Origin of the sequence: Methanooceanicella nereidis (genome assembly GCF_021023085.1) — an archaeon.
GTDB classification, from domain to species: domain Archaea; phylum Halobacteriota; class Methanocellia; order Methanocellales; family Methanocellaceae; genus Methanooceanicella; species Methanooceanicella nereidis.
Map to the genome: position 1 here is coordinate 101,629 of NZ_PGCK01000009.1, position 21,682 is coordinate 123,310.

General features: G+C 46.3%; 20 protein-coding genes and 1 pseudogene. 8 read left to right on the forward strand and 13 right to left on the reverse strand.

What is annotated here, in order from left to right:
* Positions 1-18 precede the first annotated feature (18 nt).
* Positions 19-1,263, reverse strand: a complete 1,245-nt coding sequence (locus CUJ83_RS11300) for a chloride channel protein (protein WP_230742423.1) — start codon at positions 1,261-1,263, stop codon at positions 19-21.
* Between the two features lie 363 nt (positions 1,264-1,626).
* Between CUJ83_RS11300 and cofD the strand changes: the two genes are divergently transcribed.
* The gene (cofD, locus tag CUJ83_RS11305) at positions 1,627-2,520 is read left to right on the forward strand and encodes a 2-phospho-L-lactate transferase (RefSeq protein ID WP_369424233.1); all 894 of its coding nucleotides are present in this window, start codon (positions 1,627-1,629) and stop codon (positions 2,518-2,520) included.
* A gap of 32 nt (positions 2,521-2,552) precedes the next feature.
* Here the strand turns inward: cofD and CUJ83_RS11310 are convergent, their stop codons facing one another.
* Complete coding sequence (locus tag CUJ83_RS11310) at positions 2,553-2,729, reverse strand: hypothetical protein (RefSeq protein WP_230742425.1); 177 nt, start codon at positions 2,727-2,729, stop codon at positions 2,553-2,555.
* 109 nt (positions 2,730-2,838) lie between these two features.
* Between CUJ83_RS11310 and CUJ83_RS11315 the strand changes: the two genes are divergently transcribed.
* From CUJ83_RS11315 to CUJ83_RS11325, 3 genes are all read left to right on the forward strand, one after another.
* Entirely contained in the window at positions 2,839-3,375 is a 537-nt protein-coding gene (locus CUJ83_RS11315) for a DUF5817 domain-containing protein (protein WP_230742426.1), read from the forward strand.
* Positions 3,376-3,540: 165 nt separating this feature from the next.
* The gene (locus tag CUJ83_RS11320; RefSeq protein ID WP_230742427.1) at positions 3,541-4,821 is read left to right on the forward strand and encodes a cation:proton antiporter; all 1,281 of its coding nucleotides are present in this window, start codon (positions 3,541-3,543) and stop codon (positions 4,819-4,821) included.
* A gap of 129 nt (positions 4,822-4,950) precedes the next feature.
* Positions 4,951-6,858: a KamA family radical SAM protein gene (locus tag CUJ83_RS11325; protein WP_230742428.1), complete on the forward strand. Its 1,908-nt coding sequence runs from the start codon at positions 4,951-4,953 to the stop codon at positions 6,856-6,858.
* Positions 6,859-6,904: 46 nt separating this feature from the next.
* Here CUJ83_RS11325 and CUJ83_RS11330 read toward each other — a convergent pair whose 3' ends face one another.
* Both CUJ83_RS11330 and CUJ83_RS11335 read right to left on the reverse strand, forming a co-directional pair.
* Positions 6,905-8,245 carry a cation:proton antiporter gene (locus tag CUJ83_RS11330; RefSeq protein ID WP_230742429.1) on the reverse strand — a complete coding sequence of 447 codons (1,341 nt, stop codon included), beginning with the start codon at positions 8,243-8,245 and terminating at the stop codon, positions 6,905-6,907.
* 348 nt (positions 8,246-8,593) lie between these two features.
* The gene (locus CUJ83_RS11335; protein WP_230742430.1) at positions 8,594-8,824 is read right to left on the reverse strand and encodes an Lrp/AsnC ligand binding domain-containing protein; all 231 of its coding nucleotides are present in this window, start codon (positions 8,822-8,824) and stop codon (positions 8,594-8,596) included.
* Between the two features lie 143 nt (positions 8,825-8,967).
* Between CUJ83_RS11335 and proS the strand changes: the two genes are divergently transcribed.
* The gene (proS, locus tag CUJ83_RS11340) at positions 8,968-10,392 is read left to right on the forward strand and encodes a proline--tRNA ligase (protein ID WP_230742431.1); all 1,425 of its coding nucleotides are present in this window, start codon (positions 8,968-8,970) and stop codon (positions 10,390-10,392) included.
* Between the two features lie 83 nt (positions 10,393-10,475).
* On the opposite strand, the gene CUJ83_RS11345 is transcribed toward proS, so the two are convergent.
* From CUJ83_RS11345 to CUJ83_RS11370, 6 genes are all read right to left on the reverse strand, one after another.
* Complete coding sequence (locus CUJ83_RS11345; RefSeq protein WP_230742432.1) at positions 10,476-10,841, reverse strand: hypothetical protein; 366 nt, start codon at positions 10,839-10,841, stop codon at positions 10,476-10,478.
* 334 nt (positions 10,842-11,175) lie between these two features.
* On the reverse strand, positions 11,176-11,706 hold the full coding sequence (locus CUJ83_RS11350; protein ID WP_230742433.1) for a tetratricopeptide repeat protein: 531 nt from the start codon (positions 11,704-11,706) through the stop codon (positions 11,176-11,178).
* A gap of 26 nt (positions 11,707-11,732) precedes the next feature.
* A complete protein-coding gene (locus CUJ83_RS11355) occupies positions 11,733-12,344 on the reverse strand; it encodes a LysE/ArgO family amino acid transporter (RefSeq protein ID WP_230742434.1) in 612 nt (203 codons plus the stop codon).
* 47 nt (positions 12,345-12,391) lie between these two features.
* Positions 12,392-14,341, reverse strand: a complete 1,950-nt coding sequence (locus tag CUJ83_RS11360) for a PAS domain-containing sensor histidine kinase (protein WP_230742484.1) — start codon at positions 14,339-14,341, stop codon at positions 12,392-12,394.
* A gap of 202 nt (positions 14,342-14,543) precedes the next feature.
* On the reverse strand, positions 14,544-16,022 hold the full coding sequence (locus CUJ83_RS11365; RefSeq protein ID WP_230742435.1) for an amidase: 1,479 nt from the start codon (positions 16,020-16,022) through the stop codon (positions 14,544-14,546).
* Positions 16,023-16,262: 240 nt separating this feature from the next.
* On the reverse strand, positions 16,263-16,565 hold the full coding sequence (locus CUJ83_RS11370) for an MTH865 family protein (RefSeq protein ID WP_230742436.1): 303 nt from the start codon (positions 16,563-16,565) through the stop codon (positions 16,263-16,265).
* A gap of 173 nt (positions 16,566-16,738) precedes the next feature.
* Between CUJ83_RS11370 and CUJ83_RS11375 the strand changes: the two genes are divergently transcribed.
* The gene (locus CUJ83_RS11375) at positions 16,739-17,785 is read left to right on the forward strand and encodes an SAP domain-containing protein (protein ID WP_230742437.1); all 1,047 of its coding nucleotides are present in this window, start codon (positions 16,739-16,741) and stop codon (positions 17,783-17,785) included.
* Positions 17,786-18,005: 220 nt separating this feature from the next.
* Here CUJ83_RS11375 and CUJ83_RS15940 read toward each other — a convergent pair.
* Positions 18,006-18,140 (reverse strand): annotated as a pseudogene (locus tag CUJ83_RS15940) (MTH865 family protein); the annotation flags it as partial.
* 206 nt (positions 18,141-18,346) lie between these two features.
* Positions 18,347-18,688, reverse strand: a complete 342-nt coding sequence (locus tag CUJ83_RS11380) for a hypothetical protein (protein ID WP_230742438.1) — start codon at positions 18,686-18,688, stop codon at positions 18,347-18,349.
* Between the two features lie 181 nt (positions 18,689-18,869).
* On the opposite strand from CUJ83_RS11380, the gene pheA reads away from it, so the two are divergent.
* Both pheA and CUJ83_RS11390 read left to right on the forward strand, forming a co-directional pair.
* A complete protein-coding gene (gene pheA / locus CUJ83_RS11385) occupies positions 18,870-19,682 on the forward strand; it encodes a prephenate dehydratase (RefSeq protein ID WP_230742439.1) in 813 nt (270 codons plus the stop codon).
* Positions 19,679-20,965, forward strand: coding sequence for an ArsB/NhaD family transporter (locus tag CUJ83_RS11390; protein WP_230742440.1), 1,287 nt, complete (start codon positions 19,679-19,681; stop codon positions 20,963-20,965). The genes pheA and CUJ83_RS11390 overlap by 4 nt, the downstream gene beginning before the upstream one ends.
* On the opposite strand, the gene CUJ83_RS11395 is transcribed toward CUJ83_RS11390, so the two are convergent.
* The gene (locus CUJ83_RS11395; protein WP_230742441.1) at positions 20,952-21,560 is read right to left on the reverse strand and encodes a YkgJ family cysteine cluster protein; all 609 of its coding nucleotides are present in this window, start codon (positions 21,558-21,560) and stop codon (positions 20,952-20,954) included. The genes CUJ83_RS11390 and CUJ83_RS11395 overlap by 14 nt on opposite strands.
* Between the last annotated feature and the right edge of the window lie 122 nt (positions 21,561-21,682).

Sequence of the window (21,682 nt, forward strand, 5' to 3'; positions counted from 1 at the left end):
TACTATATTTTCTTTCTGTCAGATGAATTTTTTAAGGGAAAATACCTGTGATGGATAGACGCTCCTGGGACCGCTTATAATGAAGCTTATTATGCATGCGATGGCTGCGTATGGCCCTATATGCGGACCGAAAATCTCTATCGACATGATGCTCGATGCGATCGGGGATTTTGTCGCGCCGGAGAGCACGCTGACCAGCCCTATCGCCGCGAACGTGGCAATGTCAAGCCCGAATACCTCCGCAAAGAATACGCCTGCTGTCGACCCTATGAAAAATATTGGCGTCAGTATGCCGCCGCTGCCGCCAAAGCTCAATGTTATGCCGGTAAACACCATCTTAAGGAGGAAGGCATACCATTCGACAGTGTTTCCCTGTACTGTCGATTCGACGGTATCCATTCCAAGCCCGAGGTACATCGGGGAGAATATCAGTGCCAGCACCACAAGCGAGAAACCGCCCACCAGAGCCTTCACATGCTCGCTGGCATTTATTTTTCCTGACAGCTTTTTAAAATAGTTCATACACTCGATGAGAACGAGCGAGCAGATGCCGAAGAACACGCCTGAAACGATAACTTTCAACAGGAACATCTCGCTCAGGTCCGGCACAAAAGGAAGGGGGCTGTACAAATAAGTGATCCCTAGCAGCGTGGTAACATAGAAGCTTACCATGCCCGCGATAAAAGAAGGTAACAGTACCCCGTATAGCAGGTTCCCTACGAAAAGCACCTCGACGCCGAATATCGCGCCTGCTATCGGAGTCCCGAAAACGGATGAAAAACCTGCGCTTATGCCGCATATGACGAATTTTTTACGGTCCTCGTCGCTGAACTTGAAGATGTCCGCGAACAGTGAAGACAGTCCTGCGCCGATCTGAGCGCACGGCCCTTCCTTACCCGCAGACCCGCCGAAAGCTATCGTGAGGACTGTCGCGACCAGTTTCACGGGAATTACCATCGGGTTTATTTTCCCGGAGCGAAGGTGCACGGCCTCGATGACCTTATCGGTTCCGTGGCCTTCCGCCTCAGACGCCAGTTTTTTTATAAGCCATGAGCTCGAAAAAAAAGCCAGTGGCAATAGTAAGAAATAATAATTATATTGATGAGTGTACTGGGTGCTCCATCCCAGAGCTTTTAGGAATATAGTTGTCGATACGCCCACCATTATTCCGATGAACGCTGCATATAATATCCATTTTAATACTCCGATGAACAGATCAGTCTCTTGCTGTATTATGCTTTCCTCTTTAAACTCAAATGCCATTACGCAAGCGCCTCTATGCTATTGGTCCGGATTCGTATCACCTGTTCCTGAAGGAATGGGAATAAGGTATATTCATCATGTGTTATGTACTCTTCGTCTAAAACGGGGATCATTATAAAATTATAAAAGTTTTTTAGCTCCCGATCGGTTTACATGGATAGAATAAGAGTACTGCGCCGTGTCGGTAAGTCAGATGGTTTAACCGGCATTATCGAATAAGATTGCCCGATATCCGGGTACGGCATGCTGTACGCCGTATATAAGGCATTTTCATGTGGCCGGTACAAAAAGCTAGTGGGACATGCAGGATGGTGATTATTAAGTTTTAAGATGATTGACCGCATACAGAGTATCGGTATTATAATGTTTTCAGTTTTATCAGGCGGTACTGGTACTCCGAAATTACTCCGGGGTTTTGAGGATAGCGAGGATCTGAACGTTATTGTGAACACGGCCGAGGACATATGGGTCTCCGGCAATATGGTAAGCCCCGACGTTGACTCGGTCATATACACCCTGGCAGGCATCATAGATGACGGTAAATGGTGGGGAATAAAGGGAGACACGTTCCACACCCATGAGGCATTAAAAGCGATAGGCCATTATGAGGAGCTGATGATAGGGGACAGGGACAGGGCGACGCAGATACGCCGCGCCGAGCTGATAAGGAACGGCAATACCCTGACCGAGGCCACAATGGAGCTTTGCAGCTCCTATAAGATAAGATCGAGAGTCCTTCCGATGAGCGAATATGATATCACTTCGGTCATAAGCACCACTGAAGGCGATATGCACTTCCAGGACTTCTGGGTGACCTGCCGCGGAGAGCCGGAAGTGACAGAAGCCAGGCTCTTCGGAACCCTGAAACCTACGGACGAGGTGATGGAAGCGTTGAACGCCTCCGAGAATATTATCATAGGCCCGAGTAACCCTATAACGAGCATAGGCCCGATACTCGCGCTGGAAGGAGTGGCTGATGCCTTGAAGATAAAGTTCGTAGTCGCTGTAAGCCCGTTCATCGGGGATAAGCCTGTCAGCGGGCCTGCCGCGAAGCTCATGAAAGCTAAAGGCCTTGAGGCATCGACCAGAGGCGTCGCCGAGTTCTATAAGGATGTCGTCGACGTGTTCATAATGGATGAAAGGGATAACACCGACTTATCGATGTATGACTTCGAGGTTGACAGGTTCGACACCCTGATGACGGGCAAGGAAAAAAGCAAGGCTCTGGCAGATTTCGTCTTAAGCAAATGTGTGTGAAAGATCAGAGCGCTTTCGCACACATGTATTTTTTATTCATTTGATTTTAATAGGTCATTCATCATCGTTATTAGCTCTTTTACACGGGGATTGTCCTGGCCGCAGGCAGGGCACCTCACCTTATCGCAATCCCGGCTCTCGCCGCAGCTGCCGCATGTCGATCTTATTCCCTCCAGAGTGAATTCTTCTCCGCAAAATATACACTTCATTTTTTTACCCACATATTTCGTATATTTACGAACATAAAATGTTTTTGGCTGAATAACTTTCAGAGTACGATACTAATATTTTTATACCATCTCACGCCAGTCTATCACTATGCACAGATATGCCGTAGTAGTTTGTCCGCAATGCAGGAACCCCTTCATAATCGAGACGGGGCCGAAGACGATCTCATGCAGGAACTGTAATAAAAAGCATGAGACTTCGAAGCTGAGGGTATTCTTTACTACGGACGATCTTAAAGAAGCCCAGACAGCCAGGGGTGGCATAAACGCCAGTATGTCGGGAGATACGGCCGCATTCGATGAGATCAAGGCCAGTGGTGCGCTGTCCGGTGTTTCAGCCGGGAACATCCCGGAAGATATTCATGATGAGCGGTTTCTGGAAGATAAACGTAAAGTCGACGAAATTATGAAACTGGAAGCCAGAAAGACGAAAAAGGCCGGACAGCAGACAGTGCTTAAAGATACTTTCGAAGAGCTTTCGCTAAGAGGCGATGTGTCCGTCGAAGAGTACTGGAACAAGGTATCTTTTCATAATATATCCAGGGAAAAATTTGAAGAATGGGTAGAGAAGATGATACAGTCCGGAATGGCATTTTCGCCTAAATACGGATACCTGAGAAAATCATAAGCGCTCATAAAAAAGGCTATATAGACAACATGATCCATAGATGAAAATAATCGACAAGGATTTATATTGATAATGGTATCTTTACATTCTAGCTTTATCGTTTATCCAGCAAGCTCAGAACTCTGACAATCCTGTCATATCATCCTGTTATTATAGAGGTATATTATGGAAGTCGCACCTGTCATATTTTTAATAGGCCTTCTGGTATTCCTGGCGCACATTTTCGCTGCGCTATTCAGCAAGACAAAGATACCTGATGTGCTCCTATTAATGATAATAGGGTTATTCCTGGGCCCCATACTGGGCTTGATACCCCCGGAGGAATTCGGGGCATTCGGGCCGGTGTTCGCGACGGTTACGCTGATAGTGATACTGTTCCAGAGCGGTATCGACCTGCGGCTGGACGTATTGAGAAAGGCGTTACGTGGAGCTATGGCCTTAACGGTGTTGAACTTCCTTATCACGATGGCCATCGTAAGCGCCATCGGCGTAATGCTTCTGGAAATGAGCGTTTTTAGCGCGCTGCTCCTCGGTTCTATAGTGGGAGGCACTGCGGCGACTGTGATCATACCTCTTGTTTCGCAGCTTAAGATGCACGATAAAAGTAAGATCGTGCTCAGCCTGGAATCGGCCCTTGGCGACGTCATCTGTATAGTCGTGGCCATATCATTCATCGAGGCTCTTAAGTTTGGGGAGATAAACCCCGGCCTTATCATCGGAAAAATGCTGGCTTCTTTCATTCTGGCCGGTGTGATCGGCATCATAGGTGCTTTAAGCTGGTCCATATTCCTGAATAAGGTAAGAGGGATCCAGAACTCGATATTTACCACGCCTGCTTTCGTTTTTATCATATATGCGATAGCTGAAATGCTTGGATACAGCGGGGCCATAGCTTCGCTGGCATTCGGCATAACGCTGGGCAATATTGAGATATTTAAAGAGCCGCTGCATAAGAGGCACGTCGACCTTCGCCCCATATCACTCAACGAGACCGAGAAATTATTCTTCTCGGAGCTTGTGTTCCTGCTAAAGACATTCTTCTTCGTCTACATAGGGCTGTCAATACACCTCACGGACGTATCGGTGCTATACATCGGGCTGCTTATGACAATTATCCTATTGATCCTTCGTATACCGACAGTATGGATATCCATCCCGAAGACCACGCCGAAATATGACGCTTCGATAATGGCGATAATGATCCCGAGAGGTCTCGCTGCCGCAGTTCTGGCATCGATCCCCATACAGCAGGGCATAGCGGGCGGTGACCTGATCCAGAGCGTCACCTATTCAATAATCCTGTTCAGCATCATAATGAACGCGCTCATGATATTCATTATTGAGACAGGCCCGGTATCGGCCATATTCAATAAGATCTTCTCAAGTTTCGGGAAAACGGCAAAAGAGTCATTTGAGGACAGGGATAAGTACCTGCAGAATACCTGACGGGATATGATCATATTTTTATTTTAGTATGAAACAATATTAATATTTTAAAGAAATTTATTACGTAATAGATATATTATAAATGTTTTATCACAAGATATATAATGGGTTAATTTAAAACCTACTTTTATGCACGATACGGATACAAATAGTGAGACTAAAGGCTCACCTAACATGGCGTCCGATATTTCCCGTGATAATAGGGAGCAGGCGCCTTTAAAAAATTTACAGGAAATAATGCAGCTCTCCAAAAATGAGCTTGTAGAGGAACTGTGGGATTCTGATCCCCGGATAAAGAAGATAATGAAAAGTTCGAGCAGCCTTAAAGAGGCCAGGGATAGATTCTTTGATTATCTTAATGACCTGGAAAGAGATTACTTCAACATATACTCGGATAATCCTTTAAGGGACCTGCACATTCTTGAGAAGAATAATGCAAAAGAGTGCATAAGGGTCTTAAAGAACGTGATCAGGACAGAGAACGAGGAATTGACAGGGTATTCCGCGCTGAACATCATCTATGACCTCGCAAGGTACAAGAATGTCCTTAACGAGATCGACAAGGGCTTTTTAGTCGAGTTCATTTACCTGATACGCGGCATTAACGGTCAATCCGGACACGTCACTGAGACTTATTACGATCCCAGCCTCGAGATGGACGGCCGTCAGGCAGCCATAAACCGCTCATTGTATCTTGACACCTACTCCATGAAAATGAAAGAATATTTTAAAAAATATGCCAGCGGATTAGACCCGAAGATCATTGAAAAGACGATTGAGCTTAAAAATGATATCATGGCATATTTCGGTGCCACGGAATCAGACTGGAACGATTACACATGGCATATGGAGCATATATTCAAGGACGTAAAGACGATATCAGACCTGGTCAGGCTCGAGGACGACGAGATCGAAGGCCTCGAGTACGCAGAACGGCATAATATACCCTTCCAGATAACCCCGTTCTATCTCTCATTGTTCAACAAAGAAGGCAGGTCCGAGCGCGACAGGGCCATCAGGGCGCAGGTAATACCGAGCGTCAGGTATTGTAAGAACGTGGTCAACAACCGCCTTTCAGGCCTGGACCTGGACTTTATGGGTGAGAAGTCGACCAGTCCCATAGAGGGCATAACGAGAAGATACCCGCAGATATTGATACTTAAGCCATATGACTCCTGTCCGCAGATATGCGTATACTGCCAGAGGAACTGGGAGATCAAGAGCATTGACGATGCTAAGGTCACTAAGGGCACCGTCGAAAAAGCGATACAGTGGATAAAGGATAACGAGAGTATCACGGAAGTGCTCGTGACAGGCGGAGACCCGTTCACACTAAACAACCAGTATATAAACTGGCTGCTGGGGGAGATCTGTGCCATCGATCATGTAGAAAGGATAAGGATAGGCACAAGAACTATCATCACGATGCCTTTCAGGATAAATGATGAATTGATAGAGATCCTGAAAAAGTGCCAGGTACCGGGCAAGAGGGAAGTCTGCATAGTCACCCACTTTGAGCACCCCACCGAAGTTACGCCGGAAACGATGGAAGCGGTGCAGAAGATAAGAAGGGCTGGCATTAGCGTATACAACCAGCAGGTGTTCACGTATTATAATAGCAGGAAGTTTGAATCCGCACTGCTTCGTAAGGTCTTGAAAATATCGGGCGTGGATCCGTACTACTCGTTCAACACCAAGGGCAAGGAAGAGACCATTGATTTCAGGGTCCCGATAGCCAGGATAGAGCAAGAAAGGAAAGAGGAGGCCAGGCTTCTTCCCGGCCTGGAAAGGACCGATGAAGCCGTCTTCAACGTGCCTAAGCTGGGAAAGTCCCACCTGAGGGCGTGGCAGGACCATGAGGTCATAATGATCACGCCCGACGGAATGAGGGCCTACAGGTTCTATCCATGGGAGTCAAAGCTTGCCGTGTGTGACGCGTATGTCTACACGGACGTCTCGATATATGAGTACCTGAAGAGGCTTATGGCCGATAACGAAGACATCAATGAATACAAGTATATCTGGTACTATTTCTAAAAAGGCTAAAAGGTGCATCCTGTGATGCACCTGAAAAATTTTTATCCTATTTTTTGGACTTTTTTGGTTCCTTCGCACATTCTTCGTCAAGCAGTTCAGGCTGAGGCTCGGTGTGCTTGAAATTTAAGCGCTTATAGGATTCCGTTAAAGCTATCGGTGTTACCACAGTGGTAACAACAACCATCAGGACGACCGCTGAGAACACATCAGGGGAAAACACGCCGGATGTCGCGCCGATACCGGCAATGATGAGACCGACTTCGCCTCTTGACATCATCCCGAGGCCCACTATGACCGCTTCAGGGAAGCTCTTATTTAACAGATATACGGGAATGCTGCAGCCGATGATCTTGCCCAGCATTGCCAGCACTATCAGGCATATCGCGAATATCAAAGAGTTCATCGTGAGGCCGGTCAGGTCCACATAAGTACCGATCACTACGAAGAACAGTGGGGCCATTATGAAGTTGATCTTCTCCGTGACCTCCTGCACTGTCGGAAGCACTTTTGTCTCTGCGATCGACATACCCGCCGCGAACGCCCCTAATATCGGCGCCAGCCCTGCGATACCTGCGGCATATGCAAATCCGAAGCACATTGCTATGGCAGAGGCTTCCTGCGGGCCGTGGCATTTTATGACACAATGTGTACCTTCTCCGGTCGGACCTTCGAGGAGTTCGGACATGTCAGTCATATGATAACATTGTGTTCTCGGACATAGCCTGTCGATGATCTTTGCCAGTATGAACACTCCGACAAGCGTCAGCGCAAGCCAGAATCCTACCGACTTCACCGCGATGATGCCCACTTCGACAAGGTCAAGGGTTCCGCCGTTCACCAGGCCAAGCACTATCGCAAGCACTATCAAGCCTAAAACGTCGTCTATCACCGCAGCGCTGATAAGGATCGTACTTTCTTTCGTCTGGCATCTTCCTATGTCCTTCAAGACCTTTACGGTTATCGCGATACTTGTCGCTGTCAGGGCCGCGCCCACCAGCATCGCCTCTGTTGCCGGGTATCCCCATGCTATAACAAGGCCGTATCCAAGCACGAAAGGTACGACTACACCGCCTATCGCCACTATCGTGGCCACAAGGCCGCTTCTCTTGAAGTCCGCGAACCTCGTCTCGAGACCTACGAGGAACAGAAGTAATATCGCACCCAGTTCTGCGAACATCTTCACTTCTTCGTTAACAACGATGAGCTGCATATCAAGTATGTGTATGCCGCCCAGAAGAGTGGGCGCTAAAATTATACCGGCGAACAGTTCGCCCACTACCGCGGCGACGCCGAACCTCTTTGCCACCTCTCCGCCGATCTTTGCGGCGAACAGGAGAAGACATAGCGTAAGCAATGTTTCAAGTACGTAATTTTCAACGCCAGACATCAGGATCAATCTCGTTATTTTAATAATCTTAATGTTTTTAAATCAAATATCAGTTGCATTATTTAAGTATTTTGTAGGTGCTTTTTCATACAACGGTTAGAACGATACAAGTGAACATACTGACCATTATAAAGCACAGGCAGCCATTATCATGCCGGCATGACCGGGACGTAATGATCAACTGATCGTAATATATGATGCGATATATAGTGCCTGAATGTAATGCCTGCAGGATTATGGCCATTAACGACCTGTCCGAGAATGATCTATAGGATCAGTGTTGACACGCACTTGACCGTAATCTACACAGTAAAAAGAAATAGTATCGTATGAGTATAGTCGCTAAAACTATAACTCGGCGCCAATAATGGTCTTGGTCGCAGTGACGCCCTTGATCTCCCTGATAGTATCAACGGTCTTATTTATTTCTGAAAGCCCGTTTACGTCAATGATGACTATAAAGTCATATTCTCCGAATACATGGAAAACATCCCTTACACCATCTATTTTCAAAATTTCGTTATAGGACGAGCGCTCCTCGCCCGGCACGACGTTAATCATCGTCACTCCGATAACCATGTTTTCACCGAATTTAAATATACATGTGATTATTTAAGGATATCCGTCATATCAGATAAAAAATTGTATAACCTATTTACCATGGCATAGTAAACTTTAATAATAGACAGCCTATTATGCCTAAACGTATATCGGGTGATATCGTGGAACAAGAATCTAAATCGTTACCCACAAAGGATAATTTCAGCGAATGGTACAACGAGCTACTGATGATGGCGCAGATCATGGACGTGCGCTATCCGATCAAAGGAGTCTACGTATGGTACCCGTTCGGCTTCCAGATAAGGAAAAAGGTCTATAACATGCTTAGGGACCTGATGGATGTCGACCACCAGGAGACTTACTTCCCGATGCTCATCCCGAAACCGGAACTTCTCAAGGAATCGGAACATATCAAAGGTTTCGAAGACGAGGTCTACTGGGTCACTCACGGCGGATTGACAGAGCTGGAGATACCGCTGGCCCTGAGGCCGACGAGCGAGACCGCGATCTACCCGATGTTCAAGCTGTGGATCAGGTCTCACGCGGACCTCCCGCTGAAGGTCTACCAGATAGTGAACACTTTCAGATATGAGACCAAGCATACACGCCCCCTGATACGCCTCAGGGAGATAACGTCGTTCAAAGAGGCACACACCGCCCACACGACATGGGAAGATGCGGAGAAGCAGGTATTTGAGGCGATGGGCGTCTATAGCGAGTTCTTCACAAAGCTTGCGGTGCCGTTCATTGTAAATAAGCGCCCTGAATGGGACAAGTTCCCGGGGGCTGACTACACGATGGCGTTCGACACTATGATGCCGGACGGCAAGTCATTACAGATAGGGACTGTCCACCACCTGGGGACAAGATTCGCAAAGACATACGAAATAACTTACGAAGACGCTTCCGGAGAGCAGAAACTGATAAACCAGACCTGCTACGGCATATCCGAGCGCTGCATAGCTGCCGTGATAGGCATTCACGGAGATAATAAGGGCCTCGTCCTGCCGCCGAACACAACCCCGACACAAATAGTCATCATCCCGATAGTGTTCAAGAAGGAGGAAGAGACCGTTAAGGAAGTATGCAGAAAGGCAGGATCGCTCCTTAACGATTCGGGCATTAAGACGGTGATAGATGATGCGGATGAAAGGCCGGGAGCCAAATACTATAAGTGGGAAATGAAAGGAGTCCCGTTCCGCATCGAGATAGGCCCGAGGGATATCAAGAACAATTCCGTCATGCTGGTCAGGAGAGACGGCAAGAAGGAATCCATATCAATGGACGGCCTGTCAGAAACTGTCAGGAACAAGCTGATGGACTACCAGTCCGAGCTTCTGGAAACGGCAAGAGTATCTATGCTCTCAAGAATAAAGGAATGCGCCACTATTGACGAGGCAAAGGAGCATGTCGAGTCCGGCTGGGTAAAATTATACTGGTGCGGAGAGGAGTCCTGCGGACATGCGCTGGAAGACGCCATCAACTGTAAGCTGTTAGGTACGCCGCATGGAATGACCGGCGCGGGAACCTGCCCGGTCTGCGGAAAACCCACGGATAAGATAATCATAATGGCAAGGTCATATTGACCTTGTTAATTTTTTTAAACGGTATAATTAAAATTCAACTCTATAAGATTTTTATTGAGCCCAATCAACTATTTCTAAAAGGCCTAAAGATGCACAGGTTTTGAGATGCCTTCCCTGTTATCTCCTTTGCTATAGACCTCATCCTCCGGCCGTATATCGCCGACGATCTTTTCCATCAGTTTTTTTAACGGCCTCTCATATTCATCCCAGCATTCATCGCAGAGAACTGCAAATCCTCTGTAGCCTTTTATTACCCGCAGGTTGAAAAAGTTCAACTCGTCGTCGGGAAACTCTTTATGTGAATTCAAGTATAACCTGACACCGCTGTATGTATCGCACTTACACATCTCGCACTGATAGCTGGTTATGTCACAAAACCTTACCGCGCTGAATAAAAGGTCTTCCAGCACTTCGGCGTCGCCCGGTAAAGATTCATTGAGTATATCCAATGTCAAGCCCCTCTTATGATATCATTTTTTGATATTTTTTTAAGGTAGCTATATTGGTTTATATTTATCCTATGCGGATAATAAATTCAAATTTGAAATTTATTAATATTAATAGGCCGGACAGCGAAGATAAAGCAGTTACAGCGCACTTTTTTGCTTATTTTTAAAAAATATAGATATTTTGAGCTTTTTTAATTTCATTTTTTTGGGAATCAAGATTTATTGTTGATAGTATCATTCTACGGCCATATTGATGGATACAATGAGGATATTCATAATTCATAACTTTCTAAAATTGTAAATATTTCCTTTCAAAATATTATATTTATCAGCATTATTTTTTGTTCGCATGATCTTTTAACATTGACAGGTAGAATTTTGCCTGCTCGAAATCGGGCTTTAATCTTATCGCTTCCTCATATTCATCCCTCGCATCCTCATAAAGCCCGACGGACTCCAGTGTATATGCGAGATTATAATGGAGGACGGGATTAGAAGGGTCGATCGATATCGCTTTTTTATATTCTTCTATTGCCCCGGCATGATCGCCGGTTATCGTCAGCACGGCAGCGAGGTTACTATGGAACTCCATCTTATCCGGGCCCATCCGGATAGCTTCCCTGTACTCATTTATTGCGTCCCGGTTTTTACCGACCCTGCGGTATACGATTCCCAGATCATAATGTACGGACCCGTTATCCGGTTCTATGTTTATGGCTTTTTTAAATTCACTGATAGCCCCTTCGACGTCTCCCGACGATAACAGGATATGAGCCTTATAGACATGATAACCTGCATCATCGTTTTTTATGGATAGACCTCCGGCAGTGTTTTTATTGTTCGATAGATCATCCGATCCTTTCATCCTGACCCGCAATAATTATAATATGATCATAACATCACTAAAAAACTATATCCCAGTAATAAGCCGTAAAACACTATGATCACGCCACAGATCAGGTTTACGTAATGCAATGTCTTTTCATCCAGGACCTTTTTAAACTGCGACGTCACAGTGGTAAGTCCCATAAACCAGGTAAAGGAAGATAGTACGACACCAAGGATGAAAAAGTCCGATGCGACGGCCGGCAGAGATGCGCGGAACCCGCCAAGCAGTATCGAGCCGTCGATTATTGCCTGAGGGTTAAGCCATGTGACGGCAAAGCAGATAGCGATCACCTTCAGCGTGGATGCCTCGACATTCACGTCACTTTTCAAGGAAGGTTTGGCCATAATAAGCTTTATCCCAAAATATATGACTGCTATACAACCAATGACAAGTATAGCCCCTTTTAATGCCGGAAACGCCTCAAGGAGGACCCCGATGCCAAAAAAACATGCAATAGCCAGGGATATGTCAAAAAGCACGGTGATAAGCGCTACCTTATAGGCACCGATACGGTCCATTTTTATTGCGGAATTTATTATGTAAAGATTTTGCATTCCGATCGGTGCCACGTATGCTATGCCAAGGATAAAGCCCTGTAATATATATTCGATCATTTTAATATCGCCTGACTGCCGGAAGAAAATTATAAAAAGGGTTTACATTACTCGCCCTTTTGCTCCGCATTGGAGCACGTGAGCGTATAACAGGTACCGTTCGACCTTTCGACTTTCATTGAACAATTAAGTTCCTCGGCCAGAATATGAACAAGCTGTAGCCCGAGCGATGTCGTATTGTAAATATCCAGGCTTTCCGGAAGGCCTATCCCGTCATCCCTGACTTTCAGCACATACTGGCAATTGCCATTGGAGTGGAATTCCACGCAGATCTCGCCTCTTCGGCCGTCAGGAAAAGCGTGTTTATACGAGTTGGACACGAGCTCGTTTATGATGAGTCCCCAGGGGATAGCGGAGTCGATATTCAGGGAGACTTCATCTATGTTTGTCACAATGCTTATACCGGACGCTTCTGACCGGTACGAATGGCTGAGATAAGTTGTAAGGCTTCGCAGGTACTCCGCAAAGTCCACCCTCGCCAGGTCCTTTGACTGATATAGCTTTTCATGTATAAGGGCCATCGAGCGGATACGGTTCTGGCTTTCTCTGAACATGTCCTGATAGTGTTTATCCTTAATGTTCGAAGACTGCAGGTTAAGCAGGCTCGAGACTATCTGGAGGTTATTCTTGACCCTGTGATGGATCTCCTTTAACAGCACCTCTTTTTCCTTTAAGGATGCTTTGATCTTTTCTTCATCTGCTTTATGTTCCAGTATCTCTTTCTGTAGCGCCTCGTTAGTGATGCCGAGTTCCGCAGTGCGTTCCTTTACACGCATCTCAAGCTCGTCATATGCCCTCTTAAGCGCTTCCTCGCTGCGCTTACGCTCCGTTATATCCTCGACCATGGTGATATAGCTGGATACCATCCCTTCCGAGTCATAAGTCGGGAACATCTTTATCGTAACATAACGGGCATCATCGTTGACCATCAGGTCAAGCTTCACTTCATTTATGATGGCCGTTTCGCCGTCCTTGACTTTCAATATCTTCGACCGGATGCCGTCGTCCATACGGAACATATGCTCAAAGATATTAAATTTCCCGATAACATCATCCTTATTTAAATAGAACAGGTCATAAAAGGCTGCGTTTGCCCTTACTATGACACCGCCGGTGTCATGTATACACATCGCGTCCGGGGACTGGGTTATGAGGTCATCCATCAGCAGGCGGGTATCGGAAAGTTTCTTATTGACCTCTTCCACCGTTATGGTCTTGATATTGCTAAGTGAGTACACGAGCAAGGCGACGGACATGAATATGAGCATCACATCGTAGAAGAACTGGGAACCGCCCACGTTTTCGTATAATCCTAAATAATCGATAAGAGTTAATGAATCGCCGGCGAAGCTGAGTATGAAATAGATGAACGTTATGGAAAAAATATACCTGAGCTGGGTCGGCATATAGGCAAGTATGAGTATCGCGGACATTGCCAGGATCACAACATCGGCAAGCGTACAAAGCGTGTAGATGATAATGTTGAAAGTATTGCTGCTTCCCCACTGTATATTGGCTAAGACAAAATACAGTATCAGGAGCGCGGATGTGATGTTTATGAAAATGATGAATATTTTCATATATGGCTCTATCTTCTCATGCTGGGCCTTGAACAGGACGAAGAAAGTGTAAATGATGGGTAAATATGCCAGGACCATCGCTGTCTTCCCTGCTGTCACCAGCCAGGAGAAATCAAACGATAGCGGTAATATGTACCAGAGGAAGCCGGAGATCGAGAGCAGCGTGAAGTTCGCCATCAATCCGAAAAATATGGCCTTCAGGGTCCCGTCTGTGCTCGACTTATAGAGCAATACGGATAACGGAAGGCTCAGCAGTAGCAATAGAGCGTAGGATATGACAGATAAGATCGAGAAAATATCGATGACCAGGGAGAACATCAGGATTACGGCAACGCCCATGAGTATGGCGAACTGAACTGCAATAAGGAAGAATAGGAATATGTTAAAACTTTTTACCCGCCTTATTTGCATGTCCATAATTCTCAACAACCAGATTAGTATATATATGCCGGATAAACCTATTTTTTAAATTGTTTGTATTTCCTGGCTATATTTCTACTTTTTTCTATACAGGAGTAACTATTAGTTATTATACAGGTAAAAGCCTTTGCGTTCCCCCATAATATAAAAATGTCAAAATTATTTAATTTTTTAGTTAGAACTATTTTTAGAAAAATAATTAAAATTTTATAATATTCTTAGGCGGAAGAAAATCTCCTGTGATCTTCGCTATCTCCTTTGCCACGGATAAAATATCCATATCCATCCAGCGGCGCCCGACGATCTGCACCCCCAGCGGTAAACCGTCGCTTGTCGATGACATCGGCAAAACGACGACAGGATTTCCCGAAAGGTTAAAAGGATTAGTGTATGCAAAAGTGCCAAGGTCATAAGGTATTTTTTTACCGTCCACATCGATGGAAGCCAGCATTTCCTCGAAATGGTTTCGTATGCCGGGATGAGGAGGGGCCGGCACCGAAGCGACAGGACAGAGCCATGCGTCACGGCCTGCTAAGAAAGTTTCCATAATTTTTATATGTCTATCACGTCTTGAAAGCGCCTTTGAATAAGTGCCCAATGTCGACCCCGCCCCCTTAAGATACCCGCTAATGAACGCGTCATCCCTGATATTAAGCCCTGACAGCCAGCGAAGAAAAGCCCGTGGCAAATGTAAAGGCGTAGACCCGGTATGCATCGCAGTTGACTCGATCTCGGTTCTTGTTCGTATGGCCTCGGCAAGATCAAATCCGGGCGGGTTAAGCTTCTCTACCTGGCATCCCTGCCGGGCTAATTCGCCGGCAAGTCTTTCCATTGAGGACCGTGTTTCCTCCGTGACGGGAACTCCACCGAGTTCATCAGTCCATGCCAGTCTCAACCCCTTCAGCTCTTTTTTTAATGGTAAAGATAAGGTAACAGGCGGCACTTCCCACTGCCTCCCGTCCGGTCCGGCGATCAGAGTCAATGCCAGCTCAAGGTCCTCTACTGAGCGTGCCAGAGGGCCGACTGATATCAGGTACCTAAGAAGACCCCGGGGAGTTCCCGGCACATGGCCCGCGAATGATACCAGATGATCGGTCGGCTTCATACCAAATACTCCGCAGAAATGTGCAGGTACCCTTATAGAGCCGCTGATGTCACTGCCAATGTCTAGCGGCGTCATACATGATGCCACAGCAGCGGCACTGCCCCCGCTACTTCCTCCCGGGGTCCTTGAAAGGTCCCGGGGATTATTTGTACGCCCGAAAAGCGGGCTGTCACAATGACAGCCGGAGGCCATTTCGGGCAGGTTGGTCTTGCCCATTATGACGGCGCCTGCAGCCTTCAGGCGTGCCACGACCGTAGCATCTTTTTTGGGGATATGATCCGCCAGGGCAGGATTGCTGCTCGTGGTGCGTAATCCCGCGGTCTCAAAAGAGTCTTTGATAGTCATAGGCACCCCGTGAAGCGGGCCCCATACCTCCCCGCGGGCCAAAGCTTTATCTGCCTCTTTTGCCCGCCTGAGAGCATTTTCCGCATCTAACGTGACTATAGCGTTAATGTAAGGATCATATTCCCGAATATGGCCCAGGTGAGCTTCTAGCACCTCGACCGCGGATAGCTCTCCGGAAAGGATGGCTTTTGATAGGTCAGCTGCTGTCCGAAAGACAATATCGGTCATAAATATCACGCAATACTCTGGCTGATTAAATATATAATAATAAATATTATATCAAAAATATTTTGTCCGATGTCGTATCTTTTTTATTGCCCGGTATTACCAAAGTATTGAAAATATAGAATACGAAGCCGTTTTAAAAATAATAGATCACTGGATGTAGCTTTTTTATTAAGCTGTTGATGGAAAAATAGTATTTCGACTTTCAAGATCAAAGAAAATACCGGATCGGTGATCCGGCATTCACAGAGGACATCTTGCAGTAAGTAATGATGCGGCGTCCCCTGCGCTCTTTATCGGGAAATCATTATTATCGAGGTTGCATATGAGGTCATACATCGTCAACAGCCGGTCGCCTTTTTGACAGGCCATCGGAGTTGCCTTAGGAAATACTTTTAACAGTTCCTCCCTCGTGTCTATAGGGAACCGGACATTGGCGCCGGTCATCAGGGACACTATTTCCAGTTTCATCATCTCCAGCTCTTTTATTGACGTAGCGCCGGGAGCCTCAGCATGTTCGCTATAGTTTGGCTTCTCTATTGACATATGGTTCACCAGATATGTTTTTGTAACCGGCGCTTAATAACTTTTCCCTTAACCGATAGATCTCGTTGATTTCATGATAATGTAAATATATGCGATTAATATGCAACCAAATATAAAATAAGAGCAAAAAGAATAAGTGCTTATATTTTTCAATATGTTATGGGGATGGTAAATTGAGTATACTCGGATTGTTAGGCTACCGTAGCTCCAGGGATAAAAATGAAGGTCTCTCTACGGACCAGAAGGAACTATTGTTGTGTCTGGTCGGTCAGTTGATCGACAGGGACATGGAACGGACATGGACTCCCATCGTGGGCAACTTTGAAGCGAGCATCGCAAATATGATAAGCATGGGCTTACTGGAAGATGCACCGCTTGAAGATAAGCTGGATAAAAAATATCGCGTGTCTGACCTGAAAGAGCTCCTTGAAGGGCGCGATATAAAGGCAAAAGGCAAAAAATCAGAGCTGATCAGCGCCGCGATAGAGAACACGGACCAGCAGAGCATCTCGGACATGGTCGCCGACGTGAGGCTTTATGTAGCCAGCGAATCAGGTAAAAAATTCATAGAGACATACAAGACAGATAAAGAAAAAGAATATTCTTCAATGGAAAGGGACGCGCTGGGATATTTATCGAAAGGGGACGCAAGAAGGGCGGCACAAAGGATCTCGCAGTACAGGGCACTTCAGAACTACCCGGGAAGCCAGTGGCTAAACAGGCCGTATAACGTACCGGAGACATATATAAAAGCCGCTTCCAGCCTGATAAAATATTCATACGATGACCTGCCTCTGAACGAATCCCATAGAAAGGATATCGGAATGCAGCTGGCCCTATCGATCATGTTAGGGGAAACGGTAAAAGAGTCTGCCAGCCGCCTTCTCAGTGAATCATATGACGTATTTTCATGGGGCCCGCTCGTAGATCACCTCAAAGAGACATCATATTGTAAATGCTCGGGGCTAGAGAATATCAAGAAGGAAGAGGTCGTCGAACTTTACACGGAAAAACAGATATTGCAGGCATTCGCCGAAAACGACCTTGAGTGCTTATCGGCCACACATATCGGCAAAGGCATAAGGATATTGCCTGCACGGGGCAACTCATGCATATCCTGCTACAGCGGGAAGAACGAGTACCAGTGGTCGGAGATAGACAAGATACCAAAGATGCCCAGGCACCTTGGATGCCATTGTAAATACGTGGCATGGATCTGATCATTTGATCATAACGGGAAGCGGGAACTTCTTAAAAACGGAAAAACGCTTTTTATTTTTTTAATGATATCAAAACTGAGATCGTTAATCTGTACCTGCACATTAGAGCAATATTATTTTCAGGGCACATGTGATCATTTAATTGACATGAACATTGAAAAATTGGCTTCATCATTAAAAACACTATTACCAAAAAATAAGAATGAGACCGTAATTAATGTCAGGCCTTTTTTAATATAATATCTGCGACCTGATCGCCGCTCTTGAGTGGGAGAACGGAAGGAGTGAGCGATTTACCGGCATTGCCTGCCGTCATTTTTATGTTGCCGTACTGGGACGTTGTATTTGCCCAATGGGGAAAGCGGTTAACAGCCCTTCAGATCGTTTACCGGGAATCTGGCCTCTGCCAGTGCTCCGGCGATCTGTGCGCGTATTTCATCCTTCACTCATTTTTATGCACCGGGCATTCATTGATTGTCCCTGCGGCTTCAGCAGGGGGACAGTCTTCACTATGCTTATCGCGGACGATAAAACACCGATGGATAAAAATGAATAAAAGGCTTAAAAAGAGAACACATCGGCTGACACTTTCCTTATACCCTCTAATTTTGACAGCCGGTAATCATGCTCTTTATCCCGGCTCCTGTAGCCCTTATTATATTTTTTTATCGTAGCCAGGAACTCAAGCGTGTCGTAAGGCCTTAGCTCGATATTCTCGAACCCGTCCCCGAAGTCAAACCACATGTGGTCGCACATCAATTCGCCTTCATCATCCCTGATGTCGGCCACCAGCACGGTCAGGGTCCTCCCTTTACGGTAATTGCATTTCGACCCGTACCGTAAGAAGACTCCCTTAAATTTTTGTCTGCCTTTGCACTGTATAGCCTCAAGTTTCTTCCTCAAATTTTCCACCGCCGGCATTTTCAAATGCTAAAAATCATAATAAAGTAATATGTAATAAAATTTATTGTTATGTAACAAAATATCAACTAATATGAAATAAATGTCAAATAAAACAATTGATCATATATCCGGCATCCAGCCTTGAATATCATTAAATACGTATTTAGCCCATTATCATTTAATGAAACTAGGATTACTCGGTCCGGAAGGCACTTTCTCTGAAATGGCGGCAAAAAAATGGAAACCTGATGCCGGGCTGATCTTTTTCGATGATATGGAATCCGCGGTAAGATGCGTGGATGAAGGCATATGCGACGAGTCCATCGTCCCGGTCGAAAACTCAGTCGAGGGAGCCGTAGGGATAGTGCTAGACGTTCTCCTTGAGATAAAGTCGCCCATCATCGGCGAAGTGATTTTACCGGTAAAGCAATGCCTTATGTCAAAGGGAGGCATTTCGGACATCAAGGTCATAGTCTCGCACCCGCAGGCTCTCGGGCAATGCAGGAGATATATCCGCGAGCATTTCCCGAACGCCGAGGTCAGGACTACCGGAAGCACGGCACATGCCGGCAAACTGGCACAGGAATTCACGGAAATGGCCGCGATAGGATGCTCCGAGTCGGCGAACCGCTACGGGCTTAAAGTACTAAAGGAAGGTATACAGGATTACCAGTCTAATTATACAAGATTTTTCGTATTCGGTAAAAAGATGCATGCCCCTACGGGAAACGATAAGACCTCTCTTGCCGTCTACCTGGAAAAGGACATGCCGGGCGCATTATATGAGTTCCTTGGAGAGTTCGCGAACAGGTCCATCAATATGACGAGAATAGAGTCCCGGCCCTCGAAAAAAATGCTGGGCGAGTACTGGTTCTTTATCGATGTGGAAGGACACGCTGAGGACCTGGTATTACAGGAAGCTATATCTGCTTTAAAGGATAAGTGTACCACACTCAAGGTGTTAGGTTCATATCCTAAGGCAGAGACTTTATGATCGGCGAGATACTCGTCTTTATATTAACATATTTTCTAATAATGGTAAGACCCTGGAAATTAAACGAAGCTACCGGGGCACTTCTTGGCGCTTTACTGATGATGGTGTTCCTTCAGCCGCACCACATACTGGAGGCGCTGGGCTTTCCAGCGGAGTACGGCACCCCGCTTGTGACCACGTGGAACGTCGTAATAATACTGATAGAGCTGATGGTCATAAGCACTTTTCTGGACGACTACGGGTTTTTCGAGTACTGCGCGGTCAAAGCAATGCAATTCGCAAGAGGTGACGCGCTTAAGCTGTTCAGCTACACATATATCATAACATGCTTTATAACCGCCTTCACGTCCAACGACCTGGCAATACTTACCCTGACTCCGATAATATTGAAGTTCTGCAGGAGAGCTGGCCTGGACGCGAAGCCTTTCATGTTCGCGTTCTTCTTTGCGGCGAACATTGCGTCGATGTTCCTGTATATCGGCAACCTGACCAATATCCTTATAGGCGACGCTTTTAACCTGGGCTATTTTGACTTTACCGCATATATGTTCCTCCCGACCATGGCGGCGATCATAGTGAATTATTTTATTTTCCGCCGCATGTTCAGGGATTCCCTGCCCCGGTCTTACCCGGTATCTGAGCATGAAGACACGAGAGGCCTGATAAAAGATAAACGGATGGTCGCGGCAGGCATCGCCGTCCTCATATTCGTACTTATAGGATGCGGATTTGCCAATAATCTCAGCCTGCCGCTGTCGGTCGTGACTACGATAGGCATGATATGCATCTACCTCATAGAAAGAAAACCGATCTTAAGGACTAAAAGAGTGTCATGGAGAGTCGTGATCTTCGTCATTTCGCTGTTCATCGTCGTAAAAGGCCTGGAGGTATGCGGAGTTAACGCTTTGCTCGGCTCATTTATACTATCGCTCGTAGGCCAGAACCCGGTCATCGCCACGTTCTTCATTTCCATCACTTCGGCGTTCATGTGCAACCTGGTGAATAACATACCGATGACAGCCATGATGGTCCCGATAACGTCTTCCATCGCGGCGACTCCGGACATGTCACTCGCAATGGCTTATTCCCTTGTCATAGGAAGTAACCTGGGGGCCAATATCACGATAACGGGCGCACTGGCAGGTATCCTGTGGCTCGAATGTGCGAGAGTGGAAAAATGGAGTACCGGGGTCACAGAATTTCTCAGGATAGGGCTGACGGTAACGCCGCTTGTGATCCTGGCATCGTCGGCCGTTCTGGCCCTGGAGATCATTCTTTTTTAGGCTTTGAGCCGTCTATGGCGAGAGCGGCCTTTTTCCGGATCAGCTCCGCACGCTTCTCGATCTCTCTTGCATCGGCCAGCTTATTCCTTAGTTTTTCCGTTGCCTCGCGCCATGAACGTTCCTCGAAAGCATCGTGATCCTTAAAATATTCTTTAGTAGCCTCAAAATGCACGTCTCTGGCCGCAAGAAGCTCCATATCGGTCCGGAGCATCTGATCGCCGTCGGGAAGGTCTGCCAGCCCGCAACTCTTTATCCCGCTGACGCTGACCTTAAGCTTTGTCAGCGAAAGCAGGGAGGATTCCGGAAATACCCAGCAGCCGATCGGCTTTACGAAATGGATGCTGCACAGGTTTTCTTTCAGGAAAGGACAGCCGTCATCGGCGAGTATTACAGAGTACCTGAAACTCCCCGCGGTTTCGACGACGTCGCAATAACGATCAAAAAAATCCGCCGGGCTCATGCCAAGCCACGAGCTTATGTTCTGGATATCGATAAGAGATACCGCATAGTAAGGGTACCTGAGACAGCAAGTACCGCAGCATTTACACTCGAACTTCACTCCGTCTATGATCGATACGTCATTATCGCCAGGCATAGCATCAAATTATCTCGCATCTCAAGACATAAAACATCTCTGGTCAAGAGATTATCAAAAAATTATTAGATTGCTAAAAAAATCCCCAAATATATTATAGATTGGGCTCGAAAAATCATATG